Raw genomic sequence first — 25,290 nt, forward strand, 5'->3', positions numbered from 1 at the left:
TGATAATTTAAAGACCAGTAAAAAATGAATTTTTTCAAAAAAATAATTCAAACAATAACACCAGAGCCGACAGTAGCTTTAACAGCAATTACACGAACTGAAACAATCGAAGGTTTTTCGGTGCCCGGAATCATATTAAATATGCAGTATCATTTTACAGATCTTCAAATTTATAGTGACGGACTTATTTCGTGTTGGGAAATGGTTGATTTACCAATGTTCAAGAATAAACTAATGACAAGCTGGGTTGTTACATCAATTCCTGATGGGCAGACTATTTCTATATTTAATCTTGGAAGCTGGGTAATTGAAAACGGAGATTGGACTTACGATGAAGAATCTTATTATAAACATGTAAAAGGTTTAATTAAAAAACTAAATCCAAATCTTGAAAATCTGCACAATTATAATGGTGATAATTGTAAAATGATTGGTAATGTAAGTGTAGCAAAACATTTCTCAGATAATCCAAAACCATATTATTATGATAATCCAAATTCATTTTTATCTAAAAGAAATGATGGAGAAAACTTCCATATTTTTTACAGAAATGATGATGGCAAAACTTATCTGGCTCAATTGTCAATATACAAAACCGGACAAGTTGAAATTACAAATCTTCCCATTAAAAAGATTTTCAAGTTTGATGATATTAAAAATTTAATAAGTAGTAATCAACTAACTACAGAAGTAAATATAGGAGAAAATATTACTATTCTTGGTTTAGGTTCTTTTACAATTAAATCTGGACAAGGAGTTAATATTTCTTTTAAACACAATGAATTTGCTGACAAATACAGCCAGTTAAATGGTAATGAAGATAGTATTTCAAAATGTGCAAGAATTTTTGCTGCATATAAATTAAATCCAACTATTGAATTAAAACAGCAGCTCAAAAAAGCATATGAAGAAGTTCCGGAACATCGAAGGATGTTTGTTGGCGATATGGACACGAAGGATTATGAAGTACGTCAAATAATTTATGGTGATATTGTAAAAAAAGAATGGCAAGATCATTATGGTTATGATTATCCGTATGATGATATGCCAAACCCTATTGATGAATAATGTATATAGTAACAAACTTAACCTAAATCAAAACCTAAAACCTATGAAAATTACGATTCCCCTATCGGCATTATTTTTATTATTTACGGCAAACGTATTCAGTCAAACCCTCGCAGATTTAAAACTAAAAGCTAAAGAAATTCCAAAAGGCTACGCAGCTAACGACGGTCAGATTTGTGTTACTCCTCAGGCTTGTAATTTTTATACAGATATTGAAACGTACAGCAACATTGTTGGAACCGTAAAAAGCAAACAAATTCAGAGTTTTAAAAATAGAGCAGACAGCGGATCTATCATGTATTTTGAATTTGATCACGTTTTTAAAGGCGATCGATTTCTACAGGGATTATTATGGGGAAAAGACGGTCAGCCAACAGATGAACATCCGGAAGAATATCTGGTAAAAGGAAAATTTCTAATCATCTGGAGTTTTCATCCTGACAGCCCAATCAAAGAAAAATCTGAAGCCAAAATAGAGGCGATTTTGAATAAGATATAAAACCTAACCTGAGTTATTCTAAATGGGCAATTTTAATTGCTTTAGATCCCGAAAATAAAAATTTATGATGCCCTATTCGATTATTTTTTACTGGGAATACTTTTACAAAAAATCATTAGATTTACTTTTAAGTATTTAAAAATCAAAATCATGAAACGACATCCATCAATCGACATTGTTCGCGGAATTGTAATGATTATTATGGCTCTTGATCATGTGCGTGATTTGATGCATGTCAATTCGATCACGCAAAGTCCCACCGATTTAGCGAATACTTCACCTTTATTATTTTTTACCCGTTTTATTACACATTTATGCGCACCCACTTTTGTTTTCCTGGCAGGAACTTCGGTTTATCTTTCAATTCAAAATACAAATAATTTTACCGAAACCAGACAGCTTTTATTAAAAAGAGGTATTTGGCTCATTCTGCTTGAATTTACAATCGTCAATTTTGGATTGTTCTTCGATATTGGTTTTCACACACTTTTATTTGAAGTGATAGCTGCAATAGGTTTTGGTTTTATAGCTTTAAGTTTATTACTCAAAATCCGTTCTAAAACACTTGGAATAATAGGATTGCTGATTCTCGCTTTTCACAATCTTTTACCGCTTATTCCATTTGCAGAAAATTCAGTTATAAAAACTGTTTTAGCACCTTTTTTTAGTCCGGTTGTGTTTCCGTTTTCAGGAAGAGCTTTCATTATGGGATATCCGCCGATTCCTTGGCTCGGAATTATGCTTGTTGGTTTTGCAGCAGGAAAATTCTTTGAATTGGCAGAAGAGAAAAGGAAAAAACTATTCACAAAAATTGGTTTAAGTACTTTAGTCCTATTTACAATAATTCGCTTTATAAATATTTATGGCGACCCCGCTTTATGGACAATACAAAAAAATGCTGTTTTTACATTTTTGTCTTTTTTTAATGTGACCAAATATCCGCCTTCACTCCTATTCTGTTTAGTTACTTTGGGCATTACTTTTTTACTTCTTGCTTTTGCAGATCAATTTCACAACAAAGTTAAAAAGGTGACTTTAGTTTACGGAAAAGTACCTTTATTTTATTTTGTCAATCATTTTTATGTTATTCATATTTTAACCTTAGGCATGCTTATTATACAAGGTTTTGATTGGTCACAATTTGAATTTGCTTCTGGAACTTTCGGAAGACCTAAAGGCGTTGAAAGCGGCTTACCACTTTGGGCTATTTATTTGATTTGGATTTTTGTTGTTGGATTGCTTTACAAACCTTGTCAATGGTTTGGAAAATATAAGGCCGAAAATAATTTTTGGTGGCTGAAATATATTTAAATAATTAATGAAAAAATAACATCTTAAAGGACTTAAGAACTCAAAAAAACAACGGTAAATACGAATGGGTTCAGCAGGAATAAATCAATTCTTATTATAGATTCTAAAATATTGAAATATGAAAAACACTGTAGAAATTGCCAATCGTTTTAGAGAAACTATTTTAAACGGAACTTGGATTGCGAATACCAATTACAAACACCAGCTCGAAAATTTAGACTGGAAAATTGCTGTGACTCCGGTAAAAAACCTCAATACCATTTCAATTTTGGCACAGCACATTCATTATTATATCAACGGAATCAATAATGTTTTTAAAGGCGGGCTGCTGGACATAAAAGACAAATTTAGCTTTGACTTCCCTCCCATTACTTCGCAGGAAGACTGGCAGACTTTTTTAGATAAATTCTGGAATTCGTCCGAAGAATTTGCCTCTTTTATAGAACAAATGCCCGACGAAAAATTAGATCATGTTTTTGTAGATGAAAAATACGGAACCTACAAAAGAAATATCGAAGCCATGATTGAACATAGTTATTACCATTTAGGACAGATTGTTTTGATTAAAAAGCTTCTAACACAATAATTAAACAAGAAACAACAATGAAAAAATTCTATGTATTGCTTTTAATGATTATTTCAAATTTTGCAATATCTCAAACCATAAATGAGATAGATTCAGTTTCAATAACAATGTGTAATTATTTGCAAACTACACGAAACATTAAAAACGATACTTTAAGAATTAAAGATTTATATGAAACTAAGTTTTTTCCTTATCTCGAAAAAATAGATTCCTCAAAAGTGCAAAAAGTTGGTATACAAGCTTATTACAGACTTCAAAGAAACTGTGTTGAATTTAGAAATTTACTGGATAGACTTGAACCTCCTAAAGAGGCTGTTGTAAGGAAAACGACAAAACCTGTTTCAAAAATGACAAAAAAAGATAGTGAAAAATTTAAAAATCAAATCAAGTTTAAATATTTTGAAGTTAACGGAGATACTACTTACGTTACAATGCAAAATAATATCTGGCTCGAAAAATTTAAAGATGATACCTATTCAAAACTAGAATATAAATGGCTAAACGATACTGAATTTATATTGACTTTTATTGAAAGCAATAATGAAACAAGATCTAATTTTAGTATCAAAGGAGATCAATATATTTATTATATAATTTCTAAAGAAAAAGACCATTATCTAACAAGTTCTAAGACACCCGGCGAAGATATTTATGAAGAAGCTAAAATATATTTTGAATAAATTAAAGGCGAAAGCGGGACAAAAGGTTATGATGAAAAACGAAATTCCCTGCTCCTAAAAAAACTAAAAAAGGCATAGTTGTTGAAAGTTAAAAAAGATATATTTACACCTTCAAAATGAATATCATGCAAAAAATTACTTTTTTATTTTCTATACTATTTTTAGCCTTTTCTTCATGCGGCGTTAAAACAACTCAAGCTTTAATAAGCGATGGTAATTACGACGGCGCAATTGATCGTGCTGTAGAGGCTTTGAGAACCAATAAAGATTCTAAAGGAAAACAAGATTATGTGTATTTGCTTGAAGAAGCGTATGCAAAGGCAAAAGACAGAGATTTGCGCGATCTTGATATGATGTCTAAAGAAGCCAATCCGGCAAATGCAGAACGTATTTACAATACTTATTTACAGTTAAATAACCGTCAGGAAAAAATTCGTCCTTTACTGCCTCTTCGTTTATTGAAACAAGGAAAAAATGCGAGTTTTCCGTTTGATAATTATTCAGATCAAATTGTGAGCAGCAGAAATGCACTTTCGAAATATTTATACGAAAATGCTTCGGCACTTTTGAAATCAAAAAACAAACTGGATTTCAGAAAAGCATATGATGATTTTTTCTATTTGGAAAGCATAAATCCGAATTACAAAAACACCAAAAAACTGATGGACGACGCTCAGTTTAAAGGAACTGATTTTGTGGATGTTTATGCTAAAAACGAAACCAATATGGTGATTCCGAAACTGCTTCAGGATGATTTACTGGATTTTAAAACATACGGACTGAACGATAAATGGACGGTTTACCACAATGCGCGACAAAAAAATGTAAATTACGATTATAGTTTAATCATTAATTTTAAAGAGATTTTTATTTCGCCAGAACAGATTAAAGAGAAGGAATTCATTAAAGAAAGACAAATTAAGGACGGTGTAAAAACACTTCTTGACAGTCGCGGAAGACCTGTAAAAGACAGTTTAGGAAAAGAAATAAAAGTAGATAATTACAGAACGCTTCGTGCCAATATTTACGAATTCAGACAATTTAAATCTTGTCAGGTAACGGCAAAAGTAGATTATGTTGATTTAAAAACGAATCAGTTACTGCAGACTTTCCCCGTAAGCAGCGAGTTTATTTTTGAAAATATTTATTCAACTTATAAAGGCGATCGAAATGCCTGTGACGACAACTACGTTTCGTATTTTAACAAACGTGCCGTTCCGTTTCCTAATAACGAACAAATGGTTTATGATACGGGCGAAGATCTAAAAGCAAGACTAAAAGATATTATTGTTCGAAATAAATTTAGAGGATAATTTAACACTACACAAAAGACGCATTTTATGCGTCTTTTTTCTTTTATAAAAATCTCACATTAAAAAAATTGCAAAAAAATAATTGCGCAACCAAAAAGTTGCTTATATTTGCAACTGATTAGTTGCGTAAATTATATTTAAAATGAAACGAGATATATTTCAGGCCATTGCCGATCCTACACGAAGAGCAATTTTAGTTTTGGTTTCTGCCAATGCATTAACGCCAAATGCTATTGCAGATCAATTTAATACGACAAGACAAGCGGTTTCGAAACACATCAAAATTTTAAATGAATGTGAATTACTCGACGAAAAAAAAGTGGGCAGGGAAATTTATTATCAGCTCAAAATTGAAAAAATGAAAGAAGTTGATCAATGGCTGGAGCAATTCAAAAAGATTTGGGAAAGCCGATTTAGTCAATTAGATCAAGTATTAATTAATCTAAAATCTAAAAAAAATGAAATCTAATCTATTAATGAATTTTGAGGTTGACAAAGAAAATAAAACCGTAAATATAAAACGTGAGTTTGACGCATCGCTTTCAGATGTTTGGTCTGCGTGGACAGAAGCAGAAATTTTAGACCAATGGTGGGCACCGGCTCCGTATAAATCTAAAACAACAGTTATGGAGTTTAAGGAAGGCGGAAAAAGGCTTTATGCCATGGTTGGCCCGGAAGGTGAAGAACGCTGGAGTATTTTTGAATATAGTTCGATTTCACCAAAAACAAATTTTAAACATGCTACCACCTTTTGCGATGCCGAAGGAAATCCAAATTCAGCTTTTGGAAGTTCATATTGGGATTTAACGTTTTCTGAGCAAGGCGATTTGACGGTTGTTGATATTGCAATTAAACGAGACAGCTTTGAAGAATTAGAAAAAATCATCGAAATGGGTTTCAAAGAAGGAATTACAGCTACAATGCAAAGCCTGGATAAAATCTTTGAAGCGCGAAAATAAAATAGTTTCAATAAAGTAAGAATGAATTTAAAATCTAGAGAATTATGAAATCAAATCTTTTAATGAATTTTACTGTAGACAAAGAAAATAGTACTGTAAATGTAAAACGTGAGTTTGACGCATCATTAGCAAACGTTTGGTCTGCATGGACAGAACCTGAAATTTTAGATCAATGGTGGGCACCGGCTCCGTGGAAATCCAGAACAAAAAGCATGGATTTTAAAGAGGGCGGACGCCGAATATATGCTATGGTTGGCCCTCAAGGCGAAGAGCATTGGGCAATTGCTGATTTTACATCGATTAGTCCGAAAACTAATTTTAAATATCTGGACGCTTTTAGCGACAGCGAAGGAAACTTAAATACTGATTTTCCGAGATCAAACTGGAATGTAAATTTTTCTGAGCAAGGAAATTCAACCATTGTTGATATTGCCATCAAACATGAAAATTTATCTGATTTGGAAAAAATCATAGAAATGGGTTTCAAAGAAGGTTTTACTATTGCAATGGAAGGTTTAGACAAGATTTTTGCCGACAAAAAGAAATAAATCTGTTTAAATGGTATGAAAGGCGAAAGCTGCAAAAAATAAAAATTGTAACTTTCGTCTTTTTACAAATCATTTTTACTTCTATAATGAACAAGTTTTTTATCCTCACTTTTTTACTTTTTTCTTCAACTCTAATTTTCAGCCAAAACAACAAACCTAAAACCACAGAAACCACTAAACCTTTTGTTTTGGGCGTTATAGATGAAATTCAATCTAAAGAATTAGGCGAAAATAGAATTTTAAATATTTATCTTCCTGAAGGTTATAATCCTAAAGATCAGGAAAAATATCCCGTTATTTATTTATTAGATGGCTCTGCCGATGAAGACTTTATTCATATTTCAGGTTTAGTGCAATTTAATAGTTTTGAATGGATCAATCAGGTTCCAAAATCGATTATTGTGGGTATTGCAACTGTCGACAGAAGAAGGGATTTTACTTTCCCAACAACTGTTGAAAAGGATAAAAGCCGATTTCCAACAACCGGGCATTCCGATAAATTTATTGCTTTTATCGAAAAAGAATTACAGCCTTTTATTGATAAAAAATACAAAACAAACAATTCTAAAACGATTATCGGTCAATCTTTAGGCGGATTACTGGAAACCGAAATTTTATTTAAAAAACCTTCTCTTTTTAATAAATACGTAATTGTAAGCCCAAGTTTATGGTGGGACAATGGTTCTATTTTAAATCTGGATTCTGAAATTTTTCAGGAGAACTTCAATCAACAAATAGAGATTTACATTGCTGTAGGTAAAGAAGGACTTGCACCAACTCAGATTCCGAGAGTTATGGAAGTTGATGCTAATTTATTAGCCGAAAAAATAAAAGCATCAAAAAGCAAAAACATCAAAAGCTATTTTGACTATTTTCCTGCAGAGAATCACGGTACGATTTTACATCCGGCAGTTTCGAATTCTTTTAAATTCTTTTATCCGCAAAGCAAAGAATAAAATTAACAATACAGAAGAAAATAAATTAGATAATCCCGTTTGGAATTCGTTGTCTGAAAGCCATGATAAATTTGCTTTTGACTATAACGGAACCAAATTTTATAATCCTGATTATTGTCCGTTTGGAGGATTTTTTGAGCTTGAGAGTACTTTAGAGTCAGCAGAAAAATATGCTGCATTATGTGAAACCTTTTTTATTGTTGGAGAAAAACCTAAAATCTCCGATACTTTAAAAATTATAAAAGAACTAGTTTGTCTTCAAATGATTATCCATGAAAAGATTCAAATAACATTTGATAATGAAATTATTAAACTGAGCGGAGAGCATTCAGCAGAATTATTCGATTTAGTAAATTTAGTTCAGCCTGGGTATTTTAAAACCAAAACATCTTCATTAGGCAGTTATTACGGAATTTTCAATGATGGAAAATTAGCCGCAATTGCTGGTGAACGTATGAAAATGAATAATTTTACAGAAGTCAGCGCTATTATTACGCATCCGGATCACACCGGAAAAGGTTATGCTAAACAGCTGACTTCGCACGTTGCAAATAATATTTTTGATGAAGGTAAAATTCCGTTTTTGCATGTTGTTGAAAGTAATATAGGTGCTATAAAACTATATGAAAAATTAGGTTTTGTTACCCGAAGAAAGATGAGTTTCTGGAATATTTCTAAAAAACTCTGAAATTTACCTTTCATTAAAGAACTAATTCAAGGCTCAAAAAATAATAAGAAATTTCACTTGAAAAAAAACAACAGATTATTAAAAAACTCTATATTTAACCAAAATTAAACATTACCAAAAACCACTATTTTGAAACAAATCAAACTACTTAAATTTTTATTTCTTGCATTGTTTATAACTTCTTGTTCTAATGATGACGCACCTGTAAATAATCCAGATAATGAATCTTTAATTACAGAAATAGACCCTTATTTATTTTTATCGAGATTTTTACCTATTTACGGGGAAGCAATGAAATTTACTTTAGAATATGATTCAAACCAAAGATTAACGAAAAAAAATGGTGGCTTTATAGATGCAAGTACTTCAACTGGTTTCAATAAAATGTTCTCAAATGAAGTCTACACTTCATTCACTTATGCAAACAATACGGTAACTATCGAAAATTTTTCCACCTCTCCTATTTTTACTGTTCAAAAAGAGACCAAATTAATAACTTTAAACTCTTTAAATCAAATTGTAACAAAAGAAATTCCAAACACATTCAATGCTCGTCTCTCCAAAAAACAAAACTTTACATATAACGGAAATAAACTTGTACAGATAGTTACAACCTATCCAAATATACCTTTTGATGCTTCTGATCCTGACGATTATATTTGGTCATATGTAGAGAATTTTTATTACGATGCAAATGGTAACCTGACAAAAGCTGAGTACCTTGAACAACAAAACGGAGTAAATAAAGGCAAAAAAATCATACGAACTTTTGAAGATTATGACCACTCAACAAATCCCTTTAAAAAGTTACAATTGTTAGATGATACTTTCTACCGTTCTCTTTCAAAAAATAATTACAGAAAGTATACAGAAAACCAATACTCTGATGATGTTTTAAGTTTTGAAAGTACAACAACCTGGGGTTTTAATTATGACTCAAATGGACAAATGATTTTTAAATAACATGATAAAAAAATTACTGCCTTTCGAAGAATTATTTTACCGTTCAAAACTAACAAAAGAAGAACTTTTATTGCATTTACAAAACGAAATTGAAGCTGAAAAATCTTTTGGTTTTGGCGCCAATAACTTTTCGTATTCTAAGCCTTATGTTGGTAAAATTTTTAATAATAGTTTTGAGATTAAAAGAGCTATAAACTATAGAAATTCGTTTTTGCCTATCATAAAAGGAGAAATTAAAGAAGATATAAATGGCTCTAAAGTAATTGTAAAAATGAGTTTGGTTGAACTTGTAAAAGTTTTTATGATTATTTGGCTTGGCGGTGTTTCTGTTGCCTGCATAGCCGTAACATACAATATTTTATTTAACAACGGACTTAATTCTGAAGCTGGATTTTTTATGTTTATTCCTTATGTAATGTTTATATTCGGAATTGCAATGGTTGGATTTGGTTTTAAAATTGAAAGTAAAAAAAGTACTCAGGATTTAGAAAGAATTCTTCAGGCAAAAATAATAGAACGATAAAATAGTAATTAACTTTATTTCTTTCTTATTATGACACCAAATAAACAAACCGTAAACGAATACATGGCCGCTTTTAGAGTAAGTGATCATGATAGGGTCCTTGCCTGCCTTACTGATGATGTAATTTGGGAAATGCCCGGAATTTATCAGCATGTGGGAAAAGAAGCATTTGATAAAGAAATTGAAAATGACAATTTTATAGGCAGTCCAACGATTCAGATTATAAAATTAATCGAAGAAAATGATATCGTAATTGCCGAAGGTGCAGTTCAGGGAAACATGAAAAACGGAAATAAATTAGATGCCGTTTTTTGCGATGTTTTTGAAATGGAAAATGGAAAAATTAAAAAGCTTACCTCCTATTTAATGTCGAAAAATGCCCATTTAAAATTTGAATAATCTGAGATTCAAATCTTAAAAAAATATTTTTTATATCTTTGCATCATCAAATAAACCACACAAACTCTATGTGAATAAAAATTTCTTTCGGACAATTTTAAGGTAAGCCCAAAAACGGCTTGCTCATTTGTTTATTCCTTAAAGAAAGAAATTATGGTTATTTTACAGAATATCTCATACTTACATTCAAACAAAGATTTGTTGTTTGATAAAATTACTTTTACAGTTAATCATCACGAAAAAATTGCTTTAATTGGCAATAACGGCGTTGGAAAATCAACATTATTAAAAATTATTTCGGGTGAATTACAGCCTGCCGATGGTTTATTAAAAACAGATTCAAAACCATATTATCTGCCACAAATATTTGGGCAGTTTAATCATCTTACAATTGCTGAGGCTTTGCAGGTGGAAAATAAGTTGAATGCGCTTCAGGAAATTCTTAACGGAAATGTTTCTGAAGAAAATCTCAACACTTTAAACGATGATTGGACAATTGAAGATCGTTGCAATGAAGCGTTGCAATATTGGCAATTGCAGGATTTAGATTGGAACCAAAAACTGGAAACATTGAGCGGCGGGCAAAAAACAAAAGTTTTCCTTGCCGGAATTTTAATTCATGAACCTGAACTTGTTTTACTTGATGAGCCGAGTAATCATTTGGATATTTCGGGAAGAGAATTATTGTATGGTTTTATCAAAAACACTTCATCAACTTTAATTGTAGTAAGCCACGATAGAAAGTTACTGAATTTATTAAATTCTGTTTACGAATTATCGAAACATGGAATTACGGTTTACGGCGGTAATTATGATTTTTATGCTGAACAAAAGCAGATTGAAAATAATGCTTTGAGTCAGGATATTCAGAGTAAAGAAAAAGCTTTACGCAAAGCAAAAGAAAAAGAACGTGAAACGCTGGAACGTCAAAACAAACTGGATTCTCGTGGCGAAAAAAAGCAGAAGAAAGCCGGAGTTTCAAGAATTATGATGAATACTTTACGCAACAATGCCGAAAACAGTACAGCAAAAACAAAAGGTGTTCATGCAGAAAAAATTGGCGGAATCTCAAAAGATTTACAAGAATTGCGTTCGGCTTTGCCTGATATTGATCAAATGAAATTTGGCTTTGACAAAACCAATCTTCATAAAGGAAAAATACTTTTTACAGCGACTGAAATTAATCACAGTTATGAAGATCAATTGTTATGGAAAAATCCACTTAGTTTTCAAATTGTAAGCGGACAGCGTATTGCCTTGAAAGGTTTAAACGGTTCCGGAAAAACGACTTTGATAAAAATAATCATGGGCGAATTTCAACCCAAAACAGGAACTGTCTACAAAGCCGATTCCAAAACAATTTACATTGATCAGGATTATTCGCTTATTGAAAATGAAATTTCGGTTTATGAGCAAGCTCAGAAATTTAATGTTTCTGTTTTACAGGAACATGATATAAAAATGAAACTGAATAAATTTCTGTTTTCGCAAAATGACTGGAACAAGCCTTGTTTTGCTTTAAGCGGAGGAGAAAAAATGCGTTTAATGCTTTGCTGTTTAACGATTAATAATCAGGCTCCGGATATTATCATTCTGGATGAACCAACAAATAATCTTGATATTCAAAATATCGAAATCCTGACAGCTGCAATTAATGAGTACAAAGGAACTTTAATTGTGGTTTCGCATGATGTTCATTTTTTGGAAGAAATCCATATTGAGGATTTTATAGAGTTGAATTGAAATTAAGCGTATAATTTGTCATTCCGAGGAACGAGGAATCTTCGCAAGAAACTCGACAAAGATTGAGTCTTTTGATTGCAGAGTTTCTTGCGAAGATTCCTCGTTCCTCGGAATGACAAGATTGCGCAGAACTTTGTCAAAGTTTTCACCTCAAAGTATTACAATCTAAAATCAGAAATCTAAAATCAATTACCCCAGCCATCCTTCACGATCCAAACTTCTATATTGAATAGCCTCCGCAATATGCTGCGAAATTACAACCGGAGCATTATCTAAATCAGCAATCGTTCTGGCAACTTTAGTCATTAATATTAATATATGGTTCATTTAATTTTTATACTTTTACAAAAAATCATAAGTAAATGAAAGCAGTCGCATATCTTCGAGTAAGTACACAAGAACAGTCTTTAGAGAGACAATATGATGATATTTATGAATTTGCATCTAAAAAGAATTTACAGCTAGTAAAAATGTTTGAGGATAAAATCAGTGCTACAAAAACAAAAACTGACGAAAGGTTCGGGTTTAATGAAATGAAAAGATACCTTGAACTGAATGAAGATGTTAGAAACATTTTGGTTTTAGAGATTTCTAGGCTTGGAAGAAAGAATAATGATATTCAAAATGTGGTAGAGGATTACACCGAAAAGGGAATTAACATTCATATTAAAGATTTAAATATATCAACTCTTGACGATTACGGACAACGATCTTTTGCATCTGAAATGATGATCTCAATGCTTGGCGTAATGTCTTCTAATGAGACACGTCTATTGAGCTCGAGAATAAGCTCGGGAAAAATGTCCCGTGCAAGAAAAAATTTAGCATTTGGAGGAAAAATTATTGGTTATAAAAAAGGTGAAAATGGCACTCCAATAATTGATGAAACGGAAGCACCAATGATTCGAAGAATATTTGAACTTGCATCAAAAAATCTCGGTATGCGTAATATTTCTACATTGATTGAATCGGAGTTTAAAAGAAAAATAGCTATTGGGACACTAAGCGGGATTATTAGAAACTCATTCCATAAGGGTGAAAGAAAATATATTGATTTACAATTACCTGTTCCCGAGATTGTTTCAAAAGAATTATGGAAAAAGGCAAATGATTCTATTAATAACAGGAGTAAATTTGGAAGTAGAACGAATGTAAATCCTAACATTCTGCAAGGGAAAATCACTTGTGAGTGCGGCAACGTCATGCATCAAAAAGTAATTCCTCAAGGAAGAATTGATAGTTTTATTTGCAAGGATGAAAAATGTAAAAATTCGATTAATAGACCTTGGCTATTTAGGATGACTCGTAAAATAGTTGAACGACATGCTCAAAAAACTAAAGATGAACAAGTTCGCGAAAACTACAAATTACAAATGTCATCACATAAAATTAAAATTGAATTAAATAGCAAAGAAATTGATAAGCTTGAAAATAAACTACAAAGAGCTAGAAACCTTTATATAGATTTAGACTTGAGCAAAGAAGAATATAATGCAACTAAAGCCGAAATAAGTACAAAAATTGAGCATTACAATCAAGCTAATAAAAAGCTTACAGAATTTATCATAACTTCTGAAAATGCTTTAAAAACAGATATTAAGCATTTTAGCGAAGACTTAAATCTATTTAAAAATGAAATTAAAGATATTATTGAAGAGGTGATTATTAACAAAGAAATGGTTGCAATAAATATCTATGGATGGACACCATATTGCCTTGACAAGCCCAATCCAATTAAACTAGGCTGGGAAGCTCGAAAACCAGTACAAGAGAGATATCTTGAAGAAAAATTACCAATAAGGCATCCGTTTAGCAAAGACGATTTAGAGCTTATGGTAGATGACTATCTAAAAATCCATCCAACAGCCTAAAAACTAAAGGAATTACAATCCTAAATCAAAAAGTGTTTTTAACTCTATTTCAAGTGCTAAAGAAAGCTTTATGGAAGTAGTTAAAGTTATATTAGTACGTCCATTTTCAATTCTTGAAACTGTAGTTTTATCAATAAGAGGCTCAGAGCTTAACTCATTCATAGCAGTTGCTAAATCTAGCTGAGTCATGTTTTTCGATTCTCTAATCTTCTTTAAATTGATTCCGAATTGCTTAACGTAAAAATCGATATTTATTGACTCTTTTGACATAATTGTCAATAATAGTTTATATATTTATCCCTCAGGTAAACATATATGTCAACAAAATTCAATTTTCATTTATAGCCTGAAAATTATAAAAACATAAATTATTAAAAATCAAAGAAATGAAAAAATCCTTACTACTATTTTTAACATTATTATGCTCATCATTAGTTAATGCTCAAATTATTGACAACAAAACAATAGAACCAAAATTTGTGACAAAAGCATCTATAATGGGTGCTACACTAATAGAAGCTAACTGGTATGACCATTATACTTCTTTTACATTTCAAGATGCAAAATATCGAATTTTAGATGTCCAAGCTAAATTTATATTGACTCCTCAAGAAATTGATTCTTTTTACAGCGAAGTTAAAAATCGCTTTAACAAAGACGAATATACAGATAATGAAGGCTTTGTTTTTCAAACTAAAGAAGGAACAGCCGTACATGCAAATTTTAAAAAATCGATGGGAACTAAATCATTATATATTGCAATCTCAAAAAACAATGTAGTTTCCTTAGGCATGTATTTAACCCAAAAGCAGACTAAGAAACTCTTTAATGATCAATCAAAATAGCAATGTAATATACAATCCTAAAAAAAAAGAGACCATCTCACAAACTGTGGATTAGTCTCTTTTTCTATTTTTGAATTCCTGTGAATATCATTGTCTAAAATATTCCATTCCCTTAGACTTAAATTTTTCCAGTATTTATACTGTAAAGTTTTATACTATTTATTTCTTATGTTTGTCGTGATAGACTTAACATATTACATATAAGAACAATGCCTAAATCTAATTTAGAATTCTGGATAGACTTGTTAACCTACATTCTTCCATTTTTACAACTTTTAATACTTGTGATTCCATTTCTAGGAGAAAGACCTCTGTTTGATTTACAGAGGGATTTTTGGAATATCTTTTCTAAAAGAGGATATGCAATATTATTTTTGGGAGCTTTATTAACATATTTCACGATAAAGCAGAGTATAGTAACAAAAGATTTAGCTGTCATAGATGCTCAGGAAGTAAAAGACGCGGAAATAAAACGAGATAAATATAATCAAGCAAAAATAGATTCTGCATCTCAAAAAACGAATGAAATGCTTGCAAAATATGGATTCAAAGTTGACTCTAAAAACGAAGAAATAGTAAAAATATTACAAGACCCTAATCTTAAAAAACTTACTATTGTTAACGGAGAATCACCTCTGCTTTCTATAACTGATGTAATTTTTGATAAAGAAAATAAAAACAAATTAACATTCAAAATTCGTTCATTTGATGCATCAAGCTATGATTTAAATCTTCGCCTTGATATATTCGGCTTAACGAATAACGATAAAGATTTTATTTTATTGACAAAAGATTTTAATTTATTTGGCACAGTAAATATCGTTAACAAAGATCAAAGCCTTGAATTATATAAAGAATTTAATTTTATAAAATCTTATAACGTCTTATATTTTAGATTACATGGTACATATGAAAAATACGATGGAACATTAATACCAATCGACAATTACGCAATGTTGAATAAAAGTCAAAACGATGGTAAATTACAGATACCGACTTTAGAATCTGTAAACCAAATAAAAATTTATCTAAACACAAGAGGATTAAAATAGCATTAGAAATAACTAAAAAAAACGTCAATTTAATATTTTTCTAATCTTAATAATTGTGTTATTTGATAAATTCGTAATTGATGCGAGTTTTCTTATTGAATATTTGTTATCCTTTATTAATTCTAAATGAGATTGATTGTATTTAGACAAAAACTGTTGAGGTGTTTCAATAGTATTTAATCGCCTTCCCTTGTAAACACCTTTTGCTTTTGCAATAATGATACCTTCCTTTTGTCTTTCTAACAATGATGCACGTTCCATTTCAGCAACATTGCTCAAAACATCAGTTATCATTTTAAAAATAGAATTAGGTTTGTTATCTATCATTGAGTATAAACCTATATTTTCTACATAGACATTAATACTAAGGTTACTTAATGTATTTAATGTTGTTTGAATATCAAAAGCATTTCTTCCTAATCTATCTATTGAATGCACTACTAATGTATCAATTTTTTTATTAAGCAAATCACTCATTAATTTTTTTGCATTCGGACGTTCGTTGAATGGAATAGAGCCACTACATTTATCAACGTACTCTTTATGATTTGAGTTAGATTGTCTATCTATGTTTTGATCTGTCGTACTAACTCTTATATATTTTGCTGTTTTCATAGTTGTTTATTTTTGTTGAAGTAAAGGTAAAAATTTATTTAAATTGTATCATTTTTAAGGTTGTTATTTTTAACACAATTAAAACTCAATAAAACTGTTTATATTTTAGTTTGAAATTGTACTAGCACTAACCCATAGTCTAAAATAGGTACATAACAAATTACTAAAAATCTCAAAAAACTCATACAAGCAAGTTTCTTCAAAAACAGGTAAAAACACTTAGCAAGCAATTTAAGAAAGAGTAAGATATTTGTTTAGAACTAATTTTAAATATATTTATATGAGTGTCAATTTACACAGCGTTGATAACGCAGAAAAACCACAATCAGAATTTGTATGGATTGAAGCAACAGCCAAAACCAATATGAAGGGTTACGCCTTAGTTGATCGAACCTTTAACTCAAGTGATAAAGTTTCAAATGAGTTTCGTCACATTTTTATCTTTCCTGATCTTGAAGTCGAAAAAGGTGAATGGATAAGAATTTGCACAGGTAATGGTAAATACGAAAAAGTGAAAAGCACGAGTGGGGCTTATGTTCACAAATTATTTTGGAACTCAAGTGAATGTGTTTGGAATAATAACGGAGGAGACACTGCCACATTGATAAAGTATTCTGTAATTAAGAGCGTTAAAGTAGCAGCAGTAAAGAAATAATTTTTGATTTCATATAGTCACAGCTATAATTAGAGCCTTACTTGATAAATATCAATGTCGGGCTTTTTTTTAAAACCAACCACAAAAGTCTTTACCACTGAAAATTAATACATTAAACCTAGCAAACAGAATTATCTAAAGAAAATTTTGCCCAACTTTATACACCCCAAAGTACACATATTCAGCTTCTGGGGGAGTATTGTGGTATTTAAAGTTATTATTTGTAAGCTTAAGTTTCGCTTTCAACTCTTTACCTTTGAGAACCATCTTTGTACCATTTCCAATTCTATTGCTTAAATCATTCAATCTGTAACAAACATAATTGTAATCAACCTCATCATTTAATTTTTTCATATTATCAAAATTAGTGACTTGTCCAATATTAAAGACGTCGCCAAAACCTTTTGTCAACTTTATGAAGTTAAGCTCTTGAAGTCTTTGCCAATTAAAATAATAATACAAATTTGTGTGTTTTCTCTGAGCTCTTTCTGCCACTACCATTTTATTATCGATCATGGCTTTTACAAATATTAAATTTAAAGATTCTAGTTTATCACGTTCCTTTCTAAAAGTAGGATTTGAAACATTCAAAACTCTACATAATTCCTCACTCAATGTAAAAGAGTAATGGCGCATATTATATTTCTTGTGATTACAAAGTAAGATTAAAAGAAGAGCCTTTTGGTTAGAGTTTGTTAAAATTTTTGATGATAAAACGTTCTCTAAAATCGTTTCAAAATCTTGTTTAGGTCTAATTGTATTCATATATCAGTTGTTTTAAGTTTAAGATTTAATTTAAAATTTGGTACTTGAAAGCTTGCAGATGACATCTACATTAAAAGATTTTTTCAACAAGGAATTTCGAAAAATCGTTGAGAAGCTCAATGAGGTAAAGGCTTAAGGAAGTCTCATTGAAAATATTTTTTAATTATATAGTATTTCTTTAGAAATACTTTACGAGCCGATACCCGATAAAAGTATCTAAAGTTGTATCAATCATTGTTTTTACACTTGTGAATGATTGTTTTGCATTTATTTTAAAAACGACTTTTCTATCTACTGAGTGGAGTAAAACTTAAAACACTGAATACCAATAGCTTTATATTTCCACTGGAATCCTAACGTTGGAACCAACTGAAAACAAAAAAACAACTACAAATTTTAAAGAAAGTAAGAGATTAATAAAACCTATCTTTAACGCGTTTTTAACATTTTTAAGCCATTGTTTTACCTAAATAGATAACAGCATCCAAAACAACCCAAAAAGCCTTTAAAAACCTTTAAAATCATTTTGCATTATTAAAGTCAATCTTTATGAGCTATATCTAGTTAATAATAACTTTTTCAATTAAAACTTAAGTATATTGCGATTATTTGAAACACAGTCAATCCTAAGCTCTATTTAAATTTAAGTAAGTATAGTAAACTCTATTAAATTCTTCAATTGACTGATAGCCTAAAAATGAATGCCTTCTTTTTTTATTATACCAATTTTCAATGTATTCGTAAACTTCGACCCTCATCTGTTCCCTCGTTATTAGTTTGTTCCCATTAATTAATTCTCTTTTAAAATTAGCAAAGAAGCTTTCTGAAACAGCATTATCGTTATGATTTTGCTTACGGCTCATACTGCGTCTAACAAACTTATATGAGTCTAAAGTTTTAGTGAACATTTTATTAGCATATTGAACTCCTCTGTCAGAGTGGAAAATTAAATCCTTTGTAATAGCTCGGTTTTGAACCGCCATTTGCCAAGCGGGTAAAGTAGTTTCTTTAATGCTCATGCGGTCGCTTAAACTCCATCCAACGATTTTCCTGTCAAATAAATCCAAAACAATTGTAAGATATAAGAAACCCTTTATTGTTGCTATATATGTAATGTCTGAAACCCAAGCTGTAGCAGGCTCACTAACCGTAAATTTTCTATTTAAAATATTTGGTGCAACATAATGATTGTGAATTGAATCAGTTGTTATCCTAAATCTTGTTTTAGCTTTTTTACGCAGACCGAGCATTCTCATATAAACTTTTATCTGACCTTCTCCCACTTTAAATCCTCTAAGTTGAAGTTCTTTTGTAATTTTGAGATATCCATATGTTTTCTTAAACTCATAATAGACAGACAGAACTTCTTCTTTCAGTAAAATTATCCGAGCTTGTTTATCTGAAATTTCTTGTTTTTTTCTTTGATAATACGCGCTTGGAGACATTTGCAATACTTTACACATTCGCACAATAGAATATTTAGATGAATTGTTTTCAATGAATCGTTTAGTCATTATTTTTCCTTGAGCAACGTACTTACTCCCATTTTTTAAAATTTCCAGCGTAAGTTCTGAATCTTTAATTTTTTTGTTGAGTTCTACAATTATAGCATCTTTTGGATCCAATTTTAGATAGGCAAATTTTTTTCGCCATCTACCCAAACAACTTCGAGTTATTCCAAACTCTCTTTCAATACTTCTGATTTCCCCCCGCTCGTAGCTTAATCTAACTGCCTTCTCTTTAAGGCTAGGTTCATATTTATTTTTCATAACATGAAGTTTGATAATTTATAACGTGATGACTTTTTAATGTAGATTTTCAATATATTCAGATATTTTTTCTTCCAAATGTTTTTCCGTAAGAAGCATATTTAGATCGACTAGTTCAGATTTAAGGGAAACAAAAAAACTTCTAGGAATTGGATTATCTAAATGGTTCCCTGTTTGGCTCATACTTCGTTTAACATGCTTATAAGAGTTTAATTTACGAGTGAATACTTTATTAGCATATTGAGATGATCTATCAGAATGAAATATTAACCCCTTCTTTGTTTTACGATTACGAACAGCCATTTCCCATGCTGGCATTGAAGTTTCCTTTATTGTCAGTGTTGTACTCAAATTCCATCCAATAATTTTCCTGTCAAATAAATCCATAATAATTGTTAGAAATAGGAGCCCATTTACTGTTTCTAAGCTTGTTATACCCGATACCCAAATCTGAGATGGCTCGTCAGCTTTAAACTGTCGATTTAGAACATTAGGAAAAATCCAAGGATTATGGGGAATAAATCGTGAACCAGATTTGACTTTATGTCTGCAACTATGCTTACTGACAAGCCCCAGTCTTTTCATATATAAAGTTACTGAACACTTTTTTAATTGAATACCTCGGTTTTGTAACTCTACTGCAATTCTTTCATTACCGTACATCTTTTTATATTCATAAAATATAGAAGATATTTCTTTTTCTATTGAAATTCTATGAGATTCTCTTGGAGAAAGTATTTTATCTCTCCATCGATAATAAGTACTTGGAATTATACCTAAAACTTTACACATTTGCCAAAGGGGATATCTATCTAAATTCTTTTCAATAAAATGAAAAATCAATGGTTTTCCCTCAAGAATATACTTACTCGCATTTCTAAAAATCTCAATTTGAAGTTCTGTATATTTAAGCTTTTTCTTAAGTGTCCTTTTAAGTTCTGATAGTGTTTTTTGCTTGAGGTTTCTAAAATGACCACATCCACAAAAACTATCTGTTCCATATTTTTGAAGTTCAGCTTGCCATCTATAGATATTCGTGGTAGCTATGCCCAGTTCTTTCGCTACTTTAAAACGATTTGTTTTAAGAGCCAATTTGACCGCATTTATTCTGAAATCACGGTCGTAAATTTTACGTTTCTCCATTTCATAAACTCTAATTCTATAATATGTGAATTTAAGAAAAATCACGCATAAAGACAACATATTACCCATCAACATAAATAATTGCTATAAATAAAAAAGAATTTCAACAAAATAAAACCATGACTTACAATAAGTTGAAACAATATAAAATGAACTATACATTAAAAAGTTTAATATTCAAAATTCTGTCATACGCTCTTGCAGAAAGGTTTAAGCGTTCCATGGCGTTTTTTAAAAGTTCTTTTGACTGTTCGTCTAATGCACAAAACTCACGGATTAGTTTACTGCTCATTTGAGCGTTGTAATGGATATTTTCTATGTCTGCAAAACGTTTGGTTTGGATTTCGCGTGCAGCGGTTACACGTTTACGGATTTCTACACTGCTTTCGGCTTTGCGGTCGTCTGCCAGTTTATCAAACGGAACCGGAGTAACTTCAATATGAATATCGATTCGGTCTAAAAGCGGACCAGAAATTTTACTCATATATCGCTGCATTTCGTGTGGTGATGAAGTATTTGGCATACTTGGATCATTAAAAAATCCACTTGGACTTGGATTCATACTCGCCACAAGCATAAACGACGACGGATAAGTTACCGTAAATTTAGCACGTGAAATCGTAACTTCACGATCTTCAAGCGGCTGACGCATCACTTCTAAAACATCACGTTTAAATTCCGGCAATTCGTCTAAAAACAAAACGCCATTGTGCGCCATCGAGATTTCTCCCGGCTGCGGATAACTTCCGCCGCCAACCAAAGCAACATTTGAAATAGTATGATGCGGACTTCTAAACGGACGCTGGTTCATTAACCCAACTTCTTTTAATTTTCCGGCTACACTATGAATTTTAGTCGTTTCAAGTGCTTCACGCAAAGTCATTGGAGGCAAAATACTCGGAACACGTTTTGCCAACATTGTTTTTCCGGCTCCGGGCGGGCCAATTAAAATAATATTATGTCCACCTGCAGCCGCAATTTCCATACAGCGTTTTATACTTTCTTGTCCGCGAACGTCAGAGAAATCAAATTCTGGGAAATCCAGGGTTTTGTAAAATTCGGCTCTTGTATCAATTACGGTTGGTTCAAGTGTTCCTTTTCCTGCGAAAAAATCAATTACTTCTTGCAGATTCGAAACACCGTAAACATCTAAACCGGCAACAATTGCAGCTTCTTTTACATTTTGAATCGGCAGAAAAAAACCTTTATAACCTTCTTCTTTTGCTTTTATGGCAATAGGCAAAGCACCACGAATAGGCTGTAAACTTCCGTCAAGGGAAAGTTCGCCCATAATAACATATTGTTCAATTTCTGGTGCTTTTATCTGATCTGAACCCACTAAAATTCCCATTGCAAGAGGCAAATCATAAGCAGAACCTTCTTTTCGAAGGTCGGCGGGTGCCATGTTTATGGTGATTTTTTTCCCGGGAAAACTTAAATTATTATTTTTGAGGGCTGCCGCGATTCGGTAACTGCTTTCTTTTATCGCATTATCCGGAAGACCAACTAAATGATAACCAATTCCTTTATCCATATGAACCTCGATCGTAATCGTTGTTGCTTCTACTCCAAAAACGGCACTTCCGTAAACTTTTACTAACATAATATTCCTTTCATTAATTGTTTTTAAAACTAATGAAAAAATATTAAATTGTAAATATTTTATTACAAATAAAGAATTTTAAAATGGAAGCTTAATCTGCGTTTTAATATCTTCCACAATCTTACTCAAATCCAAACTATTTTGATGTGACCAAAATTCACTTTCAATTTGATTATTTCTGACACAATTGTTACACTCAATTATTTCATGAGCATATCCTTTCCCAAGAGTTGGCAAATTATAAACTGATTCTTGTTCCTCTTTAAAAACAGAATATCCATCGGCCATAAACCATGGTGAATTTAATTCAATTCGGCCTTGTGTTCCACTAATCAAAGCTTTCATATCAGATTCTGAAACTATGGAAGAATGTAAAATTGATTGCGCTTTTTCATATTGCAAAATCATTGAAGTCTGTAAATCAATTCCATTTTTATGATGAACAGCTCTTGCGATTATCTCTTTCGGAATCCCGAATACTATATAGGAGAGAAATAATGGATAAACGCCAATATCAAATAATGCGCCGCCTCCGCGGTTTTTATTAAAAAGCCGGCTTCCTTCTACATCATTTCCTATAAAAGCAAAATCGGCTTTTATGTAATTGGGTTCGCCAATAATTCCACTTTCAACTTTTGCCAAAACATCTAGCACAGCCGGAATAAAACGTGTCCAGAAAGCTTCCATAAAAAACTTATTATGTTTTTTAGAAGCCTCAATCATACGTTCGGCATCTTTATAGGAAAGTGCAATTGGCTTTTCGCATAAAACATGTTTACCACTTTCAAGTGCTTTTATAGATAATTCAGCATGAGAATCGTGAGGCGTTGCAATATATACAATATCAATTTCCTTGTCTTCAAAAATTAAATCATAAGAATTATACATTCTCATAGCATTAAATTTTGCTCCAAATTCCTCTGCTTTTAAAATATCTCTTGAAGCTACGGCCGTCAACTCAGCATCTTCAATCAATAATAAATCTGCTGCAAATTGATGTGCAATGTTTCCCAAGCCAATTATTCCCCACTTTATTTTCTGATTTTTCATTCTTAAATTTTAATTATAAAAAGTGTTAAAAACATTAAATATAATTCAACAATAAATCTAATTAGATGTTTTTAGATAACAAACAACAAGTTTAACTCAAAAAAGTGTATTAAAAAAATAGGAAAAATATTCGATTTGAAAATCAAGTAAAAAAAAACGCTGCTAAAATGTAAATTTTAAGTCTGTTTTAACAAATACATTCAAAATTGAGGGGGTTAAATTTAAAAATTAACAAAAATTAAACATTAGACTCTATTTTATTAGGGGGTATTAAATCATTTTATACTTTTATCAAAAATTTTAAAACTAAATAACTATGCGAAAAATTATTTTAAGTGTGATTCTTATCACTATTTTGGTACTAACCTTTATATCGAATTTCATTATTGCCGATAACCCAATTCCGGCAGAAGCTGTAAAGTTTGATACGGGAGATACGGCTTGGATGATCGTTGCAACTGCTTTTGTATTGTTAATGACTCCAGGATTAGGATTTTTCTACGGAGGTATGGTAGGTAAGAAAAACGTTATCAGTACTATGCTTCAAAGTTTTATGGCAATGGTAATTGTTACAATTTTATGGGTTGTTGTTGCTTTTGGATTAGCTTTTGGTCCTACAATTGGAGGAATCATCGGAAATCCATCTTCTAATTTATTCTTTGAAGGTGTTGGAACAAACACTGCATGGAGTCTTGCACCAACGATTCCGTTTATGTTATTCGCATTATTTCAGGCCAAATTTGCCATCATTACTCCTGCGTTAATTACAGGTGCTTTTGCAGAACGTGTACGTTTCTGGGCTTATTTGTTATTCATGGTTTTATTCATCATTATTATATATGCTCCTTTAGCTCACATGACTTGGCATCCTGATGGAGTTTTCTTTAAAATGGGAGTTCTTGACTTCGCTGGTGGAACTGTAGTACACATGAGTGCTGGTTGGGCTGCATTAGCCGGAGCAATCTTTTTAGGAAAAAGAAAAGTTCAAAAAGTTAATCCTGCGAGAATTACCTATGTATTATTAGGAACAGGTTTACTATGGTTTGGATGGTTTGGGTTCAATGCAGGATCTGCATTAGGATCAAATGGTTTAGCTGTACAGGCTTTAGGAACAACTACTGTTGCTGCCGCTGCTGCTGCAATGGCTTGGGTTTTCCTTGATAAAATTTTAGGACACAAATTATCTGCACTTGGAGCTTGTATTGGAGCTGTTGTAGGTCTTGTTGCTATTACGCCTGCTGCTGGTTTCGTAAGCATTTCTCACGCAATCTTTATCGGAGCTTTTGCTGCAATTGTAAGTAACCTGGTAGTGAGCAAATTCCCTAAAGGAAAAATTGACGATGCTCTTGATGTATTTGCTTGTCACGGTGTTGGAGGTATGGTAGGTATGTTATTAACTGGAGTTTTCGCTTCAAAAGCTATTAACCCTGTTGTTGGTGATAACCAAGGTTTAATCTTCGGAACTCCTACTTTGTTCATCAACCAATTAACTGCTTTAGTTATCGTTTCAATCTTCGCTTTTGTAGGTTCTTATATTTTATTCTTCATTGTAAATAAAATTACTCCTCTAAGAGTTACTGAAGAAAAAGAAGAATTAGGTTTAGATATCTCTCAACACGGAGAATTCTTATAAGAAAATAATTTTTATATACTACTTGCTGATAAAAAAAGCACTCTATATTATTT

26 protein-coding genes and 2 pseudogenes are annotated in these 25,290 nt (G+C 31.4%); 20 read left to right on the top strand and 8 right to left on the bottom strand.

Annotated elements, in window-relative coordinates; all coding sequences use genetic code 11:
* Positions 1-24 precede the first annotated feature (24 nt).
* The 15 genes from J2Y38_RS09935 (at position 25) to abc-f (ending at position 12,236) form a co-directional block, all read left to right on the top strand.
* Positions 25-1,068 carry a hypothetical protein gene (locus J2Y38_RS09935; RefSeq protein WP_309841797.1) on the top strand — a complete coding sequence of 348 codons (1,044 nt, stop codon included), beginning with the start codon at positions 25-27 and terminating at the stop codon, positions 1,066-1,068.
* A 43-nt stretch (positions 1,069-1,111) separates the two neighbouring features.
* Positions 1,112-1,567, top strand: coding sequence for a hypothetical protein (locus tag J2Y38_RS09940; protein WP_309841800.1), 456 nt, complete (start codon positions 1,112-1,114; stop codon positions 1,565-1,567).
* Between the two features lie 150 nt (positions 1,568-1,717).
* Positions 1,718-2,878 carry a heparan-alpha-glucosaminide N-acetyltransferase domain-containing protein gene (locus J2Y38_RS09945; RefSeq protein WP_309841802.1) on the top strand — a complete coding sequence of 387 codons (1,161 nt, stop codon included), beginning with the start codon at positions 1,718-1,720 and terminating at the stop codon, positions 2,876-2,878.
* A gap of 118 nt (positions 2,879-2,996) precedes the next feature.
* Positions 2,997-3,464 (top strand): DUF1572 domain-containing protein, encoded by a 468-nt coding sequence (locus J2Y38_RS09950; protein ID WP_309841805.1) that lies wholly within the window; start codon positions 2,997-2,999, stop codon positions 3,462-3,464.
* A 17-nt stretch (positions 3,465-3,481) separates the two neighbouring features.
* Positions 3,482-4,144 carry a hypothetical protein gene (locus J2Y38_RS09955; protein WP_309841808.1) on the top strand — a complete coding sequence of 221 codons (663 nt, stop codon included), beginning with the start codon at positions 3,482-3,484 and terminating at the stop codon, positions 4,142-4,144.
* A gap of 125 nt (positions 4,145-4,269) precedes the next feature.
* On the top strand, positions 4,270-5,457 hold the full coding sequence (locus J2Y38_RS09960; protein ID WP_309841810.1) for a hypothetical protein: 1,188 nt from the start codon (positions 4,270-4,272) through the stop codon (positions 5,455-5,457).
* Positions 5,458-5,599: 142 nt separating this feature from the next.
* On the top strand, positions 5,600-5,926 hold the full coding sequence (locus tag J2Y38_RS09965) for a helix-turn-helix transcriptional regulator (protein WP_053471085.1): 327 nt from the start codon (positions 5,600-5,602) through the stop codon (positions 5,924-5,926).
* On the top strand, positions 5,916-6,416 hold the full coding sequence (locus J2Y38_RS09970; protein ID WP_309841813.1) for an SRPBCC domain-containing protein: 501 nt from the start codon (positions 5,916-5,918) through the stop codon (positions 6,414-6,416). The genes J2Y38_RS09965 and J2Y38_RS09970 overlap by 11 nt, the downstream gene beginning before the upstream one ends.
* Positions 6,417-6,460: 44 nt before the next feature.
* Entirely contained in the window at positions 6,461-6,964 is a 504-nt protein-coding gene (locus tag J2Y38_RS09975; RefSeq protein ID WP_309841816.1) for an SRPBCC domain-containing protein, read from the top strand.
* 86 nt (positions 6,965-7,050) lie between these two features.
* Positions 7,051-7,920: an alpha/beta hydrolase-fold protein gene (locus J2Y38_RS09980; protein ID WP_309841818.1), complete on the top strand. Its 870-nt coding sequence runs from the start codon at positions 7,051-7,053 to the stop codon at positions 7,918-7,920.
* Between the two features lie 49 nt (positions 7,921-7,969).
* Positions 7,970-8,608, top strand: coding sequence for a GNAT family N-acetyltransferase (locus tag J2Y38_RS09985; RefSeq protein ID WP_309841822.1), 639 nt, complete (start codon positions 7,970-7,972; stop codon positions 8,606-8,608).
* Positions 8,609-8,737: 129 nt separating this feature from the next.
* Entirely contained in the window at positions 8,738-9,571 is an 834-nt protein-coding gene (locus tag J2Y38_RS09990; RefSeq protein WP_309841825.1) for a hypothetical protein, read from the top strand.
* 1 nt (position 9,572) lies between these two features.
* Positions 9,573-10,094 carry a hypothetical protein gene (locus J2Y38_RS09995; protein ID WP_309841828.1) on the top strand — a complete coding sequence of 174 codons (522 nt, stop codon included), beginning with the start codon at positions 9,573-9,575 and terminating at the stop codon, positions 10,092-10,094.
* 30 nt (positions 10,095-10,124) lie between these two features.
* On the top strand, positions 10,125-10,493 hold the full coding sequence (locus J2Y38_RS10000) for a nuclear transport factor 2 family protein (protein ID WP_309841830.1): 369 nt from the start codon (positions 10,125-10,127) through the stop codon (positions 10,491-10,493).
* A 153-nt stretch (positions 10,494-10,646) separates the two neighbouring features.
* Positions 10,647-12,236, top strand: a complete 1,590-nt coding sequence (abc-f, locus tag J2Y38_RS10005; protein WP_309841831.1) for a ribosomal protection-like ABC-F family protein — start codon at positions 10,647-10,649, stop codon at positions 12,234-12,236.
* Between the two features lie 189 nt (positions 12,237-12,425).
* On the opposite strand, the pseudogene J2Y38_RS10010 reads toward abc-f, so the two are convergent.
* Positions 12,426-12,536 (bottom strand): annotated as a pseudogene (locus J2Y38_RS10010) (ATP-binding protein); the annotation flags it as partial.
* 62 nt (positions 12,537-12,598) lie between these two features.
* Between J2Y38_RS10010 and J2Y38_RS10015 the strand changes: the two are divergent.
* Positions 12,599-14,107: a recombinase family protein gene (locus J2Y38_RS10015; protein WP_309841834.1), complete on the top strand. Its 1,509-nt coding sequence runs from the start codon at positions 12,599-12,601 to the stop codon at positions 14,105-14,107.
* Positions 14,108-14,119: 12 nt separating this feature from the next.
* Here J2Y38_RS10015 and J2Y38_RS10020 read toward each other — a convergent pair whose 3' ends face one another.
* Positions 14,120-14,377 carry a helix-turn-helix transcriptional regulator gene (locus tag J2Y38_RS10020; RefSeq protein WP_309841837.1) on the bottom strand — a complete coding sequence of 86 codons (258 nt, stop codon included), beginning with the start codon at positions 14,375-14,377 and terminating at the stop codon, positions 14,120-14,122.
* 116 nt (positions 14,378-14,493) lie between these two features.
* Between J2Y38_RS10020 and J2Y38_RS10025 the strand changes: the two genes are divergently transcribed.
* Together J2Y38_RS10025 and J2Y38_RS10030 are read left to right on the top strand one after the other, a co-directional pair.
* The gene (locus J2Y38_RS10025; protein WP_309841839.1) at positions 14,494-14,952 is read left to right on the top strand and encodes a hypothetical protein; all 459 of its coding nucleotides are present in this window, start codon (positions 14,494-14,496) and stop codon (positions 14,950-14,952) included.
* Positions 14,953-15,161: 209 nt separating this feature from the next.
* Entirely contained in the window at positions 15,162-16,004 is an 843-nt protein-coding gene (locus J2Y38_RS10030; RefSeq protein WP_309841842.1) for a hypothetical protein, read from the top strand.
* Between the two features lie 24 nt (positions 16,005-16,028).
* Here J2Y38_RS10030 and J2Y38_RS10035 read toward each other — a convergent pair whose 3' ends face one another.
* Positions 16,029-16,619 (bottom strand): recombinase family protein, encoded by a 591-nt coding sequence (locus J2Y38_RS10035; protein ID WP_309841845.1) that lies wholly within the window; start codon positions 16,617-16,619, stop codon positions 16,029-16,031.
* A gap of 280 nt (positions 16,620-16,899) precedes the next feature.
* Between J2Y38_RS10035 and J2Y38_RS10040 the strand changes: the two genes are divergently transcribed.
* A complete protein-coding gene (locus tag J2Y38_RS10040; RefSeq protein ID WP_309841847.1) occupies positions 16,900-17,274 on the top strand; it encodes a hypothetical protein in 375 nt (124 codons plus the stop codon).
* Positions 17,275-17,409: 135 nt separating this feature from the next.
* On the opposite strand, the gene J2Y38_RS10045 is transcribed toward J2Y38_RS10040, so the two are convergent.
* From J2Y38_RS10045 to J2Y38_RS10065, 5 genes and pseudogenes are all read right to left on the bottom strand, one after another.
* Positions 17,410-18,039 carry a hypothetical protein gene (locus J2Y38_RS10045; protein WP_309841850.1) on the bottom strand — a complete coding sequence of 210 codons (630 nt, stop codon included), beginning with the start codon at positions 18,037-18,039 and terminating at the stop codon, positions 17,410-17,412.
* Between the two features lie 626 nt (positions 18,040-18,665).
* Positions 18,666-19,808, bottom strand: a complete 1,143-nt coding sequence (locus J2Y38_RS10050; RefSeq protein ID WP_309841852.1) for an IS3 family transposase — start codon at positions 19,806-19,808, stop codon at positions 18,666-18,668.
* Positions 19,809-19,844: 36 nt separating this feature from the next.
* On the bottom strand, positions 19,845-20,951 hold the full coding sequence (locus J2Y38_RS10055; RefSeq protein WP_309841854.1) for an IS3 family transposase: 1,107 nt from the start codon (positions 20,949-20,951) through the stop codon (positions 19,845-19,847).
* A gap of 172 nt (positions 20,952-21,123) precedes the next feature.
* Positions 21,124-22,554, bottom strand: a pseudogene (locus J2Y38_RS10060) (YifB family Mg chelatase-like AAA ATPase); the annotation flags it as partial.
* A gap of 78 nt (positions 22,555-22,632) precedes the next feature.
* Positions 22,633-23,604, bottom strand: coding sequence for a Gfo/Idh/MocA family oxidoreductase (locus J2Y38_RS10065; protein WP_309841855.1), 972 nt, complete (start codon positions 23,602-23,604; stop codon positions 22,633-22,635).
* A 316-nt stretch (positions 23,605-23,920) separates the two neighbouring features.
* Between J2Y38_RS10065 and J2Y38_RS10070 the strand changes: the two genes are divergently transcribed.
* The gene (locus J2Y38_RS10070) at positions 23,921-25,237 is read left to right on the top strand and encodes an ammonium transporter (protein ID WP_309841857.1); all 1,317 of its coding nucleotides are present in this window, start codon (positions 23,921-23,923) and stop codon (positions 25,235-25,237) included.
* Positions 25,238-25,290 lie beyond the last annotated feature (53 nt).

The sequence above is a fragment of the Flavobacterium sp. 2755 genome, from assembly GCF_031455715.1.
Classification (GTDB): domain Bacteria; phylum Bacteroidota; class Bacteroidia; order Flavobacteriales; family Flavobacteriaceae; genus Flavobacterium.

Coding starts and splice junctions, on each gene's coding strand:
- J2Y38_RS10050 (WP_309841852.1), bottom strand. CDS start 19,808: ATGAAAAATAAATATGAACCTAGCCTTAAAGAGAAGGCAGTTAGATTA.
- J2Y38_RS10020 (WP_309841837.1), bottom strand. CDS start 14,377: ATGTCAAAAGAGTCAATAAATATCGATTTTTACGTTAAGCAATTCGGA.
- J2Y38_RS09970 (WP_309841813.1), top strand. CDS start 5,916: ATGAAATCTAATCTATTAATGAATTTTGAGGTTGACAAAGAAAATAAA.
- J2Y38_RS09950 (WP_309841805.1), top strand. CDS start 2,997: ATGAAAAACACTGTAGAAATTGCCAATCGTTTTAGAGAAACTATTTTA.
- J2Y38_RS10070 (WP_309841857.1), top strand. CDS start 23,921: ATGCGAAAAATTATTTTAAGTGTGATTCTTATCACTATTTTGGTACTA.
- J2Y38_RS10015 (WP_309841834.1), top strand. CDS start 12,599: ATGAAAGCAGTCGCATATCTTCGAGTAAGTACACAAGAACAGTCTTTA.
- J2Y38_RS09955 (WP_309841808.1), top strand. CDS start 3,482: ATGAAAAAATTCTATGTATTGCTTTTAATGATTATTTCAAATTTTGCA.
- J2Y38_RS10035 (WP_309841845.1), bottom strand. CDS start 16,619: ATGAAAACAGCAAAATATATAAGAGTTAGTACGACAGATCAAAACATA.
- J2Y38_RS09945 (WP_309841802.1), top strand. CDS start 1,718: ATGAAACGACATCCATCAATCGACATTGTTCGCGGAATTGTAATGATT.
- J2Y38_RS10000 (WP_309841830.1), top strand. CDS start 10,125: ATGACACCAAATAAACAAACCGTAAACGAATACATGGCCGCTTTTAGA.
- J2Y38_RS09965 (WP_053471085.1), top strand. CDS start 5,600: ATGAAACGAGATATATTTCAGGCCATTGCCGATCCTACACGAAGAGCA.
- J2Y38_RS10045 (WP_309841850.1), bottom strand. CDS start 18,039: ATGAATACAATTAGACCTAAACAAGATTTTGAAACGATTTTAGAGAAC.
- J2Y38_RS10040 (WP_309841847.1), top strand. CDS start 16,900: ATGAGTGTCAATTTACACAGCGTTGATAACGCAGAAAAACCACAATCA.
- J2Y38_RS09975 (WP_309841816.1), top strand. CDS start 6,461: ATGAAATCAAATCTTTTAATGAATTTTACTGTAGACAAAGAAAATAGT.
- J2Y38_RS10025 (WP_309841839.1), top strand. CDS start 14,494: ATGAAAAAATCCTTACTACTATTTTTAACATTATTATGCTCATCATTA.
- J2Y38_RS09940 (WP_309841800.1), top strand. CDS start 1,112: ATGAAAATTACGATTCCCCTATCGGCATTATTTTTATTATTTACGGCA.
- abc-f (WP_309841831.1), top strand. CDS start 10,647: ATGGTTATTTTACAGAATATCTCATACTTACATTCAAACAAAGATTTG.
- J2Y38_RS10030 (WP_309841842.1), top strand. CDS start 15,162: ATGCCTAAATCTAATTTAGAATTCTGGATAGACTTGTTAACCTACATT.
- J2Y38_RS09980 (WP_309841818.1), top strand. CDS start 7,051: ATGAACAAGTTTTTTATCCTCACTTTTTTACTTTTTTCTTCAACTCTA.
- J2Y38_RS10055 (WP_309841854.1), bottom strand. CDS start 20,951: ATGGAGAAACGTAAAATTTACGACCGTGATTTCAGAATAAATGCGGTC.
- J2Y38_RS09995 (WP_309841828.1), top strand. CDS start 9,573: ATGATAAAAAAATTACTGCCTTTCGAAGAATTATTTTACCGTTCAAAA.
- J2Y38_RS10065 (WP_309841855.1), bottom strand. CDS start 23,604: ATGAAAAATCAGAAAATAAAGTGGGGAATAATTGGCTTGGGAAACATT.
- J2Y38_RS09935 (WP_309841797.1), top strand. CDS start 25: ATGAATTTTTTCAAAAAAATAATTCAAACAATAACACCAGAGCCGACA.
- J2Y38_RS09960 (WP_309841810.1), top strand. CDS start 4,270: ATGCAAAAAATTACTTTTTTATTTTCTATACTATTTTTAGCCTTTTCT.